This window comes from Arthrobacter sp. AK01, assembly GCF_021109375.1.
Classification (GTDB): Bacteria; Actinomycetota; Actinomycetes; order Actinomycetales; family Micrococcaceae; genus Arthrobacter.
This window is the reverse complement of sequence record NZ_JAJOHP010000101.1, coordinates 1-12,546: the sequence shown is the minus strand read 5'-3', so window position 1 is coordinate 12,546 and position 12,546 is coordinate 1. Positions and strand designations below refer to the sequence as shown.

Genomic DNA, 12,546 nt, shown 5'->3' with positions numbered 1-12,546 from the left:
GGATCAGCGAGGGGGCGGGTGCCGACGTCGTCCTGTGCAGTGCCGATCCCAGGCGCCATCCGGAGACTGTATCGGAACTCAAGCACGTCGTCCTCCAGGGCATCACTGTCCGTTAGGAATAAATTGAAGCTTCAAGTAATTTATAGAAGTAGAAGGTGCCGATGCGCGGCAACCTCAGAAACGGGAGCTTCACATGACCAGACCAATCAGCCAGGATCTTCTGCCTGCCGAACTCACCATGGGCACCGTCATGCTCAAGGTGGGCGACATGAAGGTCATGAGCGACTACTACCAGCGCGCCCTGGGCCTGGAGGTGGTTGCCGAACAGGATGGCGGACTGTATCTGGGGCGTGTCGGAAAGCCTGTGGTCCATCTGGCTCCGGCCTCCGGCCTGCAGATTCCCGGGCGCGGCGAAGCCGGCCTGTTCCACACGGCCATCCTGTTCCAGGACCAGCCTTCGCTGGCGGCGACCATCGCCACCGCGGCCGAGTATGAGCCCCGCGCCTTTGCGGGCAGTGCCGACCACCTCGTCAGCGAGGCGTTCTACTTCACCGACCCCGAGGGCAATGGCATTGAGCTCTACTACGACAAGCCCCGCGAACTGTGGCAGTGGGATGGCAAGAATGTGGTCATGGACAATGTTGCCCTCCCGCCCCAGCGGTTCCTGCAGCAGCACCTGAGTGAAGCTGCCGTGACCGGACAGCGCGAGGCGGCTGCCGACATCGGGCATGTGCACCTGCAGGTAGGTGATGTTGGGACTGCGCAACAGTTCTACGTCGGGACCCTGGGCTTCGAGCGCACCGCTGGATGGCATGGCCAGGCGCTGTTCGTCTCAGCCGGCGGCTATCACCACCACATGGCCATGAACGTTTGGAACAGCCGTGGCGCCGGCCCCCGGAAAGATACGCTCGGCCTGGGCGAAGTCCTGATCGAGGTCCCCGCCGCGGAAGACGTGGCGGCCTTGGGGGATCGCCTCAAGGTAGCAGGCGTGGCGCATCATCACACCGGCTCCGAGCTTCGCTTTGACGACCCCTGGAGCAACAAGCTGCGCGTCGCCGTGCGCTGAGGCGCCACTGGCGGCTCCCCGCTGCACTAGGCTGGTCAGTGGCGGCGCGGAGCCACTCGGTTCGCGTGCCGCCGCCCCGTCAGCACGAAGGAATGAGAGTACTTTCCATGGGCTTTGCCGAAATTTTTGTAGCCACCCACGACGAAGCACTCAAGCGGGCAGCTGCCCTGGATAAGGGCGCGGATGTGGTGGGTCCTGCCGTCAGGATCGATGGCATCACGGATTTTGAAGTCGAGCAGCTGGGTGACTTGGCCGGCCAGGCGGTCCATGCCGCCGGAGCTGACTATGAGCTTGCCTTGGTCGATGTCACCAGTGATGCGCTCCTGGGTGTCCCTGAAGCCATGGTGCGGGCGCTTGCCGAACTGTTGACGTACGAGAGCGAAGGTGACGCCAATGTTCTCGACGACGTAGCTGCCGCCTGGGCTGCGCAGGACGACATGCCGTTCGACGCTGCCCAATCACGCCAGTACGTCCAGCAATTGGCCGCCTTGGCCACGGACGTCGAAAAGGTGGAGCGCTCCGGGCTGTACGTCTGGTCCGAATAGCGGCATCGAGTCCACGCCGCACGCAGCGTTTCGATCCTGCGAGTGAGCAACAACACACCGCACCACGTGGCGTAAGTCGTATTTGCTGCGGGCATCTGGCACAATAGACAGGTACTCGATCGGTGCGGCCCCTCTCTCCGTGCTCGTATCTTGTCCTTCGAACCGTCCAGTATGGCCCGCCCCACGGGTGCAGAACGTCGGGTTCACCTCGTTTCAGAAACAGGAGTGACCACAAAAGTGGCCGTAAAGATTCGCCTTAAGCGCTTCGGTAAGATGCGCGCACCGTACTACCGCATTGTCGTCATGGATGCCCGCGCCAAGCGCGACGGCCGTGCCATCGAAGAAATCGGCAAGTACCACCCCACCGAAGAGCCGTCGTACATCGAGGTCGCTTCCGAGCGCGCCCAGTACTGGCTTTCCGTTGGCGCCCAGCCGACCGAGCAGGTTGCCGCGATCCTCAAGATCACCGGTGACTGGCAGAAGTTCAAGGGCCTGCCGGGCCAGGAAGGCACCCTGAAGACCAAAGCTCCGAAGGAAGCCTTCGTAGCCCCGGAGAAGGGTTCCGTCATCATCCCGGAAGCCATCACCAAGAAGGCCAAGAAGGACGAAGCCGAAGCTCCGGCCGAGGCTGAAGCAGAGACCACCGAGGCTGAGTAAGTTGCTGGCAGAAGCGCTCGAGCACTTGGTTCGCGGGATCGTTGACAGCCCTGAGGATGTCAAGGTCAGTGCCAAGAACAACCGCCGCGGGGAATCCCTTGAGGTGCGTGTTCACCAGGAGGACCTCGGACGGGTGATCGGCCGTCAGGGACGCACCGCACGTGCATTGCGCACTGTGGTTGCAGCCTTGGCAGGTGGCGAGCAGGTCAGGGTCGACGTCGTCGACACCGACCGCCGCCGGTAACGCGCTCAGCACTACTTGTCTTAGATCCGGCCCCTTCACCGAATATGGTGGAGGGGCCGGATTGCTTTATCCACCATTTCATCACCGTGGCTGCCCGGCGGCACGGTACACAAGAATTCAGAGGAATCCATGCAGCTCCAGGTGGCCCGGATCGGCAAACCCCACGGCATTCGCGGCGAGGTCACGGTGCAGGTACTCACCGACGCGCCTTCGGAACGATTTGTCGCAGGAACCGAATTCGTCGTGGAGCCGGTCTCGGCCGGCCCGCTGACCATCCGCAGTGCCCGGTGGAACAAGGACATCCTGCTTCTTGGCTTTGAGGAAATAGCCGACCGCAATGCTGCCGAGGCCATCCGTGGCGCGAAGCTCTTTATCGAAACAGAAGAACTCGACGACGAGGACGACGACGAAGGCTGGTACGAGCACGAACTGGTTGGCCTGGAAGCCCGGGTTGGCTCGCAGGTGGTGGGCAAGGTTGCCGCGCTGAACACCATGCCCGTCCAGGACTTGCTGATGGTCAAGACCGGCGACGGCAAGGAAATCCTTGTTCCGTTCGTGGAGGAAATCGTGCCCGAGGTCAACATTGAGGACGGATTCATCCTCATCACGCCGCCGGCCGGCCTCTTTGAGGTCAACGACGAAACGACATCGGAGCCCCAGGATGGCGCAGGGGATGATGCCTGAATGAGGATTGATGTCGTCAGCATTTTCCCCGATTACCTTGCCCCGCTTGAGCTCTCTCTCATAGGCAAGGCCCGCCAGGATGGCCTGCTGGAACTGAACGTCCATGACCTCCGCGCCTTTACAACGGACAAGCATCGGACGGTTGACGATACCCCGTACGGCGGTGGCGCCGGGATGGTCATGAAGCCGGAACCGTGGGCGCAAGCCCTTGAATCGGTTGCCACTGTCCGTGAAGGTTCCAAGCCCGTTCTGATCGTTCCTTCACCGGCAGGCGAGCGGTTCAACCAGGCGCTGGCGTATGAACTCGCCGAGCAGGACCATCTCGTTTTCGCCTGTGGTCGCTACGAAGGCATCGATGAGCGCGTTATTGATTGGGCTCATGATCACTTCACGGTACGTCCGGTCAGCTTGGGCGACTACGTGCTCAACGGCGGCGAAGTAGCCGTACTGGCCATGGTGGAGGCCGTTGGACGCCTCCTTCCGGGAGTGGTCGGCAATCCCGAATCATTGGTTGAGGAATCCCACTCCGACGGTTTGTTGGAGTACCCCGTCTACACAAAGCCATCAGCGTGGCGGGACCATGATGTCCCTGCCATCCTTCTCAGCGGCAACCACGGCAAGATTGCCCAGTGGCGACGCCACGAACAGTTCCGTCGCACCGCGGAACGCCGGCCTGACCTTCTGGAAGGGTTCGACGCCGGTACGCTGAGCCGCGCTGACCGCAACGCCCTCGCGGACCTCGGGTACGCGGTTGTTGACGGCCGGCTGCGCGCCCGGCCCGGCGGCGACGCCGAAAACTAAAGGTGCCTGCCGGCGTCGAACATTCCGGGAGTCCGGCAGTTGGCCGGATGCGTGCGCATGTGGCAGAATTAACCCTTGTGTCTGCTGGGCTGACACCTGCCACAGGGGGAGTTCAGCCAACAGTCGGACAACCCGGCGACACCAATCAGTGGTGGAGCCGGACACAAAGAAACTTCGGCGGAAATTTCCGGCTGGCTTTCGTGCCCCGGGCTTGTTCGCCGTAACCCAAAGTGAATGACCTGTGGCGTTCACCAGGAGTGGATTAATGCATATCCTCGATAGCGTAGATGCAGCCTCGCTGCGTAGCGATGTTCCGGAGTTCCGCGCGGGCGACACCCTCAAGGTTCACGTCAACATCATCGAAGGCAAGAACTCCCGTGTCCAGGTATTCCAGGGCTTCGTCCTGGGCCGCCAGGGCGACGGCGTTCGTGAAACCTTCACCGTGCGCAAGGTTTCCTTCGGTGTCGGCGTAGAGCGTACCTTCCCGGTACACTCCCCGATCATCGACAAGATCGAGGTCGTCACCAAGGGTGACGTCCGCCGCGCCAAGCTTTACTACATGCGTGCACTGCGCGGTAAGGCTGCGAAGATCAAGGAAAAGCGCGACTTCGCCAAGTAGGTCCTGCGACTTACGCAACGGGTCCAGGATTCGTGCCCGGTTGTTCCGGAGCAATCCGCAACGCAACAGGGATACGAGTCATGGACACAACCGAACGCCAGCCCCGGAAACAGGGCTGGCGTTTTGTTTTGCTCGCACTGGTGCTTGCGGTCGCGATCAGTGGGTTGGTCCGCTCCCTGTGGCTGGATGTCTACTTCATTCCCTCTGAATCCATGGAACCCCTGCTCGGTACAGGGGACAGGATCCTGGTCTCGCGGACGGCCTTCAATACCGAACCGATACGCCGCGGCGACATCGTGGTATTCGACGGCCGCGGTTCCTTCGCCCCGCTGAGCAGCGGAAAGGGCCCGTTTGTCGACGCAGTATCGGCCGCCAGCCAATGGTTCGGACTGACCGGAAGCGAAACGATCTACGTCAAGCGGGTGATCGGAACGCCGGGGGACCACGTTCAGTGCTGCGATTCGAACGGCCTTCTCACAGTCAACGGTCAGCCGGTTGAGGAACCCTATGTCTATCCCGGAGATGAACCCAGCAAGCAGAAGTTCGACGTCGTGGTGCCTGAGGGACGCCTATGGCTGATGGGCGACCACCGCTCGCGTTCCGCCGACTCCCGAGGGTTGCTGGGCGCACCGGGTGGCGGGATGGTTCCTGTGGAACGGGTGATCGGCCGACCCGTCCAGATCATCTGGCCACTTGATAGATTTGCAGAGATGCCTCGCTCTACGCAGGCCGAAACATCGAAGAACGGACAATAGATGCCGGACAAGGCTCCAGAGAACCCCGAGCGGTACGACGACGACGCCCGGGTCTCGGACGGAACGGCGAGCTCGGCCGGTGTGGTGGAACCCCGCCAGGCCGACGACGCTGCGTCCAGCGCGCCCGGCAACAGTGGAGACAGCGGCGATCCTGGGGCCCGTGTGTCCAATGGCGGCGCCCATGCAGTGGAGAAGCCTCGCAGGAACCCGGTGCTTGTTTGGGTCAAGGAGATCGTCACGGTGGTGGCTATCGCGTTGGTGTTGTCCTTCCTCTTGAAGACATTCCTGTTTCGGGCTTTCTACATTCCATCGGAATCCATGGAAAGCACGTTGGATGTCAACGACCGCATTTTCATCAATCTCCTTGTTCCAGAACCCTTCGCTCTGCAGCATGGCGATGTTGTTGTTTTCAAAGACTCGCAGAACTGGCTGACCCCCGTTGCCAAAAAGCCGGCAGGCCCGCTGGATTGGGTAGGGGATGCCCTCGAGTTTGTGGGCTTGGCTGCCGATGACAATGAACAGCACCTCGTCAAGCGCGTGATCGGACTTCCCGGAGATCGGGTTTCGTGCTGTGACGCCCAGGGACGCGTCAGCATCAATGGTGTGCCTTTGGACGAAACGTATATCAACCCGGCCGAAGTACCACAGCCCAATCCGTTCGACATCGTGGTTCCGGAGGGCAAAGTCTGGGTGATGGGCGATAACCGAAACCATTCGGCAGATTCCAGGGCGCACCAGGAAACCAACGGCGGCTTCGTCAACATCGAGGACGTCGAGGGCAAGGCCACAGTCATTGCCTGGCCGGTCAACCGCTGGACAATCCTTGACAATTACCAGGACGTTTTCCGCGACGTCCCTGAGAGCACCCCGGCAAAGTAATGGCAACAACGGCTACCGGTCCCAAGGGCAAGACGCAGGTCAAGGTCCTCGCCAAGAAGAAGAGCAAACCGGCCACAAAGGCCAAAAGCCTTGTTGGCTTTCCCACCCTTGACATCGAAAGGTCTTTCCTCTCGCCGGGAGTACGCTTGCTTGCCGGCGTTGACGAGGTAGGCCGTGGCGCCTTGGCAGGTCCGGTCAGCGTGGGGATAGCTGTGGTCAACCTTGAGGACCACGGCTTGTTGGCCGACGTCAAGGACAGCAAGCTGCTCAAGCCCGAAGACCGGGACAGGCTCGAACCCCTGGTCCGCGACTGGGCTGTGGCCTCGGCCGTGGGGCATGCGTCCTCGCGGGAAATTGACGAGATCGGCATCATCGCTGCATTGCGGCTGGCGGGAACACGAGCGTGGTTTGAGATCCTGGCAGGCGGAATCACTCCCGATGTGGTGTTGCTGGACGGCAGCCATAATTGGCTTTCGCCCGACCTTCAAGCCTCCCTTTTTGATGCGCCCGCTACTGGACCTTGGTGCGAGGCGCCGGTACATACCCGTGTCAAAGCGGACATGAGTTGCCTCAGTGTTGCCGCAGCCAGTGTCCTGGCCAAAGTGGCCCGTGACCGCATCATGGTGGATCTCCATTCGGAGGTTCCCGCCTACGGGTGGAATGAAAACAAAGGCTATGCCACGTCCGGGCACAGGGACGTGATCCGGCTCCAAGGGCCCAGCGCCTACCACCGGACCAGCTGGAACCTGACCGGGCCACAAGCCGACTGACCTCAGCCTGAACAGTGCCGTGCTCCTCCGGCGTCCGTGGTGGCGCGGGCTGCCCTGCAGATAGTGCAAGATGGAACTATGAGCGCCGAGGACCTTGAGAACTATGAAACCGACATGGAGCTGCAGCTCTACCGCGAATACAGGGATGTTGTCGGTCTGTTCAGCTACGTCGTGGAAACCGAGCGGCGGTTCTACCTGGCCAATCATGTGGACCTTCAGGCCCGCAGCGCGGACGGCGAAGTCTACTTCGACCTGACTCTGCAGGACGCCTGGGTGTGGGATGTATATCGTTCGGCCCGTTTCGTGAAAAACGTCCGGGTGATCACCTTCAAAGATGTCAATGTCGAAGAGCTGCCCCGTAGCGAAGAGTTGTCGCTGCCGAAGGATGGCGGCCTCGGCGACCTCGGAGATCTTGGCAACTAGCTCCACCACTGTTCCTCCACAGTACTGATCCCACCGGGTTACCCACATAGCATCGTGAGGCCCTGCCGCCCGCCTGCACCAGCCTGAAAACTGGTCAGCGGAGGTGATTCTCATGAGAGCAAAAGACTTGCTGGGCCGAACCGGCGAGGCGCTGGCGGCCGGATTCCTGGAGAACCAGGGGATGCGGATCGTTGATAGGAACTGGCGATGCGCAGAGGGTGAGATCGACATCGTTGCGATCGATGGCGACACCTTGGTGGTGGCCGAAGTCAAGACCCGCCGGAGCCTGGACTATGGGCATCCGTTTGAAGCGGTGGGGACTGCCAAACTGGCCCGGCTCCACCGGCTGGCATCGTCGTGGTGCCGGGAACACGAGCTAAGTGCGCCGCGCAGGCGGGTCGACGTCGTGTCGGTCATAGACAACGGCGTGGGCGAGCCTGAGCTTGAACACCTGCGGGGCGTGGGCTGAATGGGGGTGGGACGCAGCTACTGTGTTGCCTTGGTTGGCCTCAACGGCTACATCGTGGAGGTAGAAGCCGATATAGGCCAGACCCTGCCGAATTTCGTGATCCTGGGGCTACCGGACGCAGCCCTCAACGAGGCCAAGGAGCGAATCCGATCTGCAGCCCAAAACTCCGGGATACCCCTGAGCCGGCGCAAGATCACAGCCAACCTGATACCGGCGTCCCTTCCAAAACGGGGGTCGGGCTTTGACCTCGCCATCGCTATGTCAGTTCTTTGCGCGGCGAACGATATCCGCTCCATTGGCGGGACTGTCTTCATTGCGGAGCTGGGTTTGGATGGCAGGCTAAGGCCGGTCAGGGGCATCCTTCCCGCGGTAATGGCGGCCGTCCAGGCCGGCTACCCGGATGTCGTAGTGGCAGAGTCCAACGCCGCTGAGGCGTCACTGGTCCCCGGTGCCAAGGTTCGCGGCTACAAGACGCTTGCCCGCCTCGCCTTCGACTTCGGCGCAGACCCCAAGGAGCTCGCGCTCGAGTACGACCCTCCGAACGTGGATGCCCCGGATGAGGAGACCGACGCCGCGTGCATCGTCCCGGATCTTTGCGACGTATCCGGGCAAGGCGAGGCACGCCGCGCACTTGAGGTAGCGGCCGCGGGTGGACACCACATGCTTCTGACCGGGCCGCCGGGGGCCGGAAAGACAATGCTGGCCGAGCGTTTGCCAGGGTTGCTCCCGAACCTGGCAGACACGGCTGCAATGGAAGTCACGGCCATCCGCTCCTTGGCTGCGGTGCAGTCCTCGGCCGTCCGCTTGGTACGCAGGCCTCCTTTCGAGAATCCACATCACAGTGCCACCGCAGCAGCAATCATCGGAGGTGGGTCAGGGCTTCCCCGGCCGGGGGCAGCTTCGCGGGCGCATCGCGGCGTGTTGTTCCTTGATGAGGCCCCGGAGTATGAGCGCCGGGTCCTCGATGCCTTACGGCAGCCCTTGGAGAGCGGGGAACTGGTCATTCATCGTTCGGCGGGAACGGCAGCATACCCGGCACGTTTTCAGCTCGTCCTGGCAGCCAACCCCTGCCCGTGCGGCAAGGCATCCGGCAAAGGCATGGATTGCACCTGCACTGCCATGATGCGCCGCCGCTACTTCGGTCGGATTTCGGGTCCCCTGTTGGATCGCGTGGACATCCAGCTACAGGTTGAGCGGGTTTCCTTGGCTGATTTCGGGAATGCAGGCACGGAAGAGGATACCGGCACCGTGGCCGCCCGGGTTCTGGCTGCCAGGTTGCGACAGTACGAGCGACTGCAGCCTTTGGGGCTGGAAACCAACTCGCAGGTACCGGGACGGACCTTGAGGGGTGACTTGCGGCTACCTGCCGGAACAACGCGCATTCTGGACACCGCGCTGGAACGGGGCGCCCTGACCGCTCGAGGCTACGATCGCGTCCTCAGGCTGGCATGGACACTTGCAGACCTGGGACACAGCGAGACTCCGGATATTGACCACATTGGCCAAGCCCTCGGGCTCCGCCAGGCGGCGGCCGCACCATGAGCAATAGCGACACGAAGGGAACGATGGAAGTGGCCGCAGTGGAGAAGCAGGACAAGGAAAGGATTGCCAGGGCAGCCCTTGCGCGCCTCATGGAGCCCCAGGACTCCGTGGGGCTCGCACTGGTGCGGGCCGTTGGGCCCATCGACGCCTTGGGGGTGGCAACCGGGGAGTTGGCAGCAGGTCCGCGTCTGGAGCAGGAGATATCCGCCCTGCTCGTTGACGAAGGAGGTCCGGCCTCGTGGGCAGGGCTTCCAGCCAGCCTCCGGCGATGGGCGCCACGTGTCAGCGACCTTGCCCCGGACCGTGACCTCGAAACCATGCGCCGGCTCGGTGGCCGGTTGATCGTTCCGGGAGATGGGCTGTGGCCGGAGCAATTAGGGGACCTTGGGCTCCAGGAGCCGCTTTGCCTGTGGTGGCGGGGCCCGGAGCAACCCCTGCCCGCTGCCCGTCGAATGATCGCCCTCGTGGGATCGAGGGACAGCACAAGCTACGGGGCCTCCGTCACTGGAGACTTCGCCTATGGATTGGCGCAGCGCGGTTACACGGTGGTCTCGGGCGGAGCCTATGGCATCGACGCCCATGCACATCGCGGGGCGCTCAGCGGAGGGGCCTCAGACCTGCCCACCATAGCCGTCATGGCCGGGGGAGTGGACCGATTCTATCCTTCGGGCAACGACGACCTCCTCAGGGCGGTCTCCACCCAAGGGGCTGTGATCTCAGAGGTTCCCCCGGATCCGCGCCAACCCGCTACAGGTTCCTGCAAAGAAATCGGATCATCGCTGCCTTGGCGTCAGTCACCGTGGTGGTCGAGGCGCGCTGGCGTTCCGGCGCCCTCAATACAGCCAATCATGCTGAATCCATCGGCAGGGTTGTTGCAACAGTTCCGGGGTCCATTCACAGCGCCAACTCCGCAGGCTGCCACCGCCTGCTCCGGGATGGTGGCGCTGTTTGTGTCACGGACGTAGGCGAGATCGCAGAGCTTGCCGGCGGAATGGGCGAATCCACCAGTGAGGAAAGGAGTACTGATGCGGCAGTGCATGACGGCCTGGCCCTGGAGGACCTTCTCCTCCTCGACGCTTTGCCGGTCCGTTCCACGAGCTCGGTGGAGAAACTGGCAGTGGTGGCAGGACTCAGCGTGGATGCCGTGCGCGCGGGCCTCGGCCGACTGGGACTGATGGGGTTGGCCCGATCGGAACGAGGCGCCTGGAAAAGGGACAGGAACACATAGGCGGTCCGGAAGATCATGTTGATACGCCTTGTTCTTGCCGGATGCTGGCACAGTTGTATCCGTGGACGGACAATCACTTCCCGCATCGATGCAAAGCGCAGTAGAAGGCTTTCGGCGCTATCTTGAGGGTGAACGCGCCAGATCTGCGCACACGGTCCGCGCATACCTCGCTGATGTGGAAAGTCTCCTCGGATTTGCCGTGCAGGAGGGTGTGGAGGAACTGGGGCAATTGGAGCTCGGTTCCCTACGGCGTTGGCTCGGCGCGCAGAGCGAGGCGGGCATGGCCCGGGCAACCCTGGCACGTCGTGCGGCGACCGCCAGGTCCTTCACCGGATGGGCGTTGAGGGAGGAACTCATTTCCATCGACCCGGCCGTCCGGCTGCAGGCGCCCAAGCGCGACAAATCTCTGCCGGGCGTCCTGCAACAGAAACAGGTAAACCGGATCGTGGATGATCTGAACACTGCGGCTGTAGACGGTGGTCCCATGGCCGTGCGGAATCGCGCCATGGTGGAACTGCTTTATGCCACGGGCGTCCGGGTCGGCGAGCTTGCCGGCCTGGATATGGATGACCTGGACCCCGACCGACGGACATTGCGCGTCCTGGGTAAGGGCAACAAGGAGCGTACTGTGCCATACGGTGTTCCGGCAGCTGTTGCAGTAGACGACTGGCTCAGGCGAGGTCGTCCCGCTCTGCTGACGGCCACCAGTGGACCCGCCCTGTTCCTCGGCGCACGGGGCAACAGGGTTGATCCCCGTCAGATCCGGTCCGTAGTGAACGAACTGCTGCAGGCTTTGGGGGATACCTCTGCGACGGGCCCCCATGCACTGAGGCACAGCGCCGCCACCCACCTGCTGGACGGCGGTGCCGATTTACGCGCCGTCCAGGAGATTCTCGGTCACAGCAGCCTGGCAACCACGCAGATCTACACCCACGTCTCCGTTGACCGACTCCGCAAGAGCTATCAGCAGGCTCACCCACGGGCGTGAACAAGTCCCCCCAAGAGCCGCACTGGCGGAAACGGGCAGCGTGCGGCAAAATAAGAGCACCACGGGGAAACCTTCGATTCACAGTTGAGGGTTACATCTGTGCCAAGATCGTCAGTAGCACTTCGCACAACTGAATAGCCTGTCAGGGTCCGCCTCTTCCAAGGGCATCCGGCAGCAACAGCAAACATCCAGGCAGGGGTCGTTGGGGAAGACGTACCTACAGCTATGGAGGATGGAATGTCTGTTGCAACAACCCGCGGTGTCCTGTTTGTGCACTCGGCCCCGACGGCACTTTGCCCGCATGTTGAGTGGGCCATCGGATCGGTCGTTGATAAGCGGACCGATCTTGAGTGGACCCCTCAACCCGCCGCTCCCGGGATGTTCCGGGCCGAATTGTCATGGACGGGAACGCCCGGTACTGGGGCGCAGTTGGCCTCGGCCCTTCGGGGCTGGGCGCACCTGCGCTACGAGGTCACCGAGGAACCAAGCCAGGGAGTGGATGGGGCACGATGGTCCCACACCCCGGAGCTGGGTATTTTCCATGCCGTCACTGATGTCCACGGCAACATCATGGTGACCGAAGACCGAATCCGGTACGCGTACGAGTCCGGTGCTGGAGATCCCTCAGCCGTTTACCACGAGCTCTCACTGGCCCTCGGCGAGGCCTGGGATGAAGAGCTTGAGCCCTTCCGCCACGCAGCTGAAGGTGCCCCCGTGCGCTGGTTGCACCAGGTCGGCTAGCACGACGAGGCAACGGACACCCCATAGCAACGAAGAGGGGCCCCCCCCGGGGGGGGGGGCCCGGGAAGTGTGAATAAAAAGGGCCGCCGCCCCGGGGTTTAGGGGCAGTCCCCCCGGGCCCGGGGGTGGGGGCCC

General features: G+C 62.5%; 15 protein-coding genes and 1 pseudogene. All 16 read left to right on the top strand.

What is annotated here, in order from left to right; genetic code table 11:
• Positions 1-193: 193 nt before the first annotated feature.
• The 16 genes and pseudogenes from LN996_RS22045 to LN996_RS21970 all read left to right on the top strand — a co-directional run bounded on the left by LN996_RS22045 (position 194) and on the right by LN996_RS21970 (position 12,411).
• Positions 194-1,066 (top strand): VOC family protein, encoded by an 873-nt coding sequence (locus tag LN996_RS22045; RefSeq protein ID WP_231343184.1) that lies wholly within the window; start codon positions 194-196, stop codon positions 1,064-1,066.
• Positions 1,067-1,173: 107 nt separating this feature from the next.
• Positions 1,174-1,611 carry a hypothetical protein gene (locus LN996_RS22040; RefSeq protein ID WP_231343179.1) on the top strand — a complete coding sequence of 146 codons (438 nt, stop codon included), beginning with the start codon at positions 1,174-1,176 and terminating at the stop codon, positions 1,609-1,611.
• Positions 1,612-1,848: 237 nt separating this feature from the next.
• Positions 1,849-2,268: a 30S ribosomal protein S16 gene (rpsP, locus tag LN996_RS22035; RefSeq protein WP_017199647.1), complete on the top strand. Its 420-nt coding sequence runs from the start codon at positions 1,849-1,851 to the stop codon at positions 2,266-2,268.
• A gap of 1 nt (position 2,269) precedes the next feature.
• A complete protein-coding gene (locus LN996_RS22030; RefSeq protein WP_011775119.1) occupies positions 2,270-2,512 on the top strand; it encodes an RNA-binding protein in 243 nt (80 codons plus the stop codon).
• Positions 2,513-2,641: 129 nt separating this feature from the next.
• The gene (gene rimM / locus LN996_RS22025; RefSeq protein ID WP_231343175.1) at positions 2,642-3,196 is read left to right on the top strand and encodes a ribosome maturation factor RimM; all 555 of its coding nucleotides are present in this window, start codon (positions 2,642-2,644) and stop codon (positions 3,194-3,196) included.
• Entirely contained in the window at positions 3,197-3,997 is an 801-nt protein-coding gene (trmD, locus tag LN996_RS22020; protein ID WP_231343173.1) for a tRNA (guanosine(37)-N1)-methyltransferase TrmD, read from the top strand.
• A gap of 265 nt (positions 3,998-4,262) precedes the next feature.
• Positions 4,263-4,616, top strand: a complete 354-nt coding sequence (gene rplS / locus LN996_RS22015) for a 50S ribosomal protein L19 (protein ID WP_090818948.1) — start codon at positions 4,263-4,265, stop codon at positions 4,614-4,616.
• A gap of 80 nt (positions 4,617-4,696) precedes the next feature.
• A complete protein-coding gene (gene lepB / locus LN996_RS22010) occupies positions 4,697-5,371 on the top strand; it encodes a signal peptidase I (protein WP_231343169.1) in 675 nt (224 codons plus the stop codon).
• Entirely contained in the window at positions 5,372-6,250 is an 879-nt protein-coding gene (gene lepB, locus LN996_RS22005) for a signal peptidase I (RefSeq protein ID WP_231343167.1), read from the top strand.
• A complete protein-coding gene (locus tag LN996_RS22000) occupies positions 6,250-7,020 on the top strand; it encodes a ribonuclease HII (protein ID WP_231343165.1) in 771 nt (256 codons plus the stop codon). Before lepB (LN996_RS22005) ends, LN996_RS22000 begins: the two co-directional genes overlap by 1 nt.
• Before the next feature lie 78 nt (positions 7,021-7,098).
• Entirely contained in the window at positions 7,099-7,443 is a 345-nt protein-coding gene (locus LN996_RS21995; RefSeq protein WP_090818960.1) for a DUF2469 domain-containing protein, read from the top strand.
• 103 nt (positions 7,444-7,546) lie between these two features.
• Positions 7,547-7,912, top strand: coding sequence for a YraN family protein (locus LN996_RS21990; protein ID WP_231343161.1), 366 nt, complete (start codon positions 7,547-7,549; stop codon positions 7,910-7,912).
• Positions 7,913-9,454, top strand: a complete 1,542-nt coding sequence (locus LN996_RS21985; protein WP_231343160.1) for a YifB family Mg chelatase-like AAA ATPase — start codon at positions 7,913-7,915, stop codon at positions 9,452-9,454. It begins immediately after the preceding gene.
• Positions 9,451-10,682: pseudogene (gene dprA / locus LN996_RS21980) on the top strand (DNA-processing protein DprA). Before LN996_RS21985 ends, dprA begins: the two are co-directional and overlap by 4 nt.
• 88 nt (positions 10,683-10,770) lie before the next feature.
• Entirely contained in the window at positions 10,771-11,670 is a 900-nt protein-coding gene (locus LN996_RS21975; RefSeq protein ID WP_256492582.1) for a tyrosine recombinase XerC, read from the top strand.
• Between the two features lie 237 nt (positions 11,671-11,907).
• Positions 11,908-12,411: a DUF3145 domain-containing protein gene (locus LN996_RS21970; RefSeq protein WP_026005636.1), complete on the top strand. Its 504-nt coding sequence runs from the start codon at positions 11,908-11,910 to the stop codon at positions 12,409-12,411.
• Positions 12,412-12,546: the final 135 nt, after the last annotated feature.

Bases quoted from the DNA above. Each gene is read 5' to 3' on its own strand.
- LN996_RS22000 (WP_231343165.1), top strand. From the start codon at position 6,250: ATGGCAACAACGGCTACCGGTCCCAAGGGCAAGACGCAGGTCAAGGTC.
- LN996_RS21985 (WP_231343160.1), top strand. From the start codon at position 7,913: ATGGGGGTGGGACGCAGCTACTGTGTTGCCTTGGTTGGCCTCAACGGC.
- LN996_RS22040 (WP_231343179.1), top strand. From the start codon at position 1,174: ATGGGCTTTGCCGAAATTTTTGTAGCCACCCACGACGAAGCACTCAAG.
- LN996_RS21995 (WP_090818960.1), top strand. From the start codon at position 7,099: ATGAGCGCCGAGGACCTTGAGAACTATGAAACCGACATGGAGCTGCAG.
- trmD (WP_231343173.1), top strand. From the start codon at position 3,197: ATGAGGATTGATGTCGTCAGCATTTTCCCCGATTACCTTGCCCCGCTT.
- rimM (WP_231343175.1), top strand. From the start codon at position 2,642: ATGCAGCTCCAGGTGGCCCGGATCGGCAAACCCCACGGCATTCGCGGC.
- LN996_RS22045 (WP_231343184.1), top strand. From the start codon at position 194: ATGACCAGACCAATCAGCCAGGATCTTCTGCCTGCCGAACTCACCATG.
- lepB (WP_231343169.1), top strand. From the start codon at position 4,697: ATGGACACAACCGAACGCCAGCCCCGGAAACAGGGCTGGCGTTTTGTT.
- rplS (WP_090818948.1), top strand. From the start codon at position 4,263: ATGCATATCCTCGATAGCGTAGATGCAGCCTCGCTGCGTAGCGATGTT.
- lepB (WP_231343167.1), top strand. From the start codon at position 5,372: ATGCCGGACAAGGCTCCAGAGAACCCCGAGCGGTACGACGACGACGCC.
- LN996_RS21975 (WP_256492582.1), top strand. From the start codon at position 10,771: ATGCAAAGCGCAGTAGAAGGCTTTCGGCGCTATCTTGAGGGTGAACGC.
- LN996_RS21970 (WP_026005636.1), top strand. From the start codon at position 11,908: ATGTCTGTTGCAACAACCCGCGGTGTCCTGTTTGTGCACTCGGCCCCG.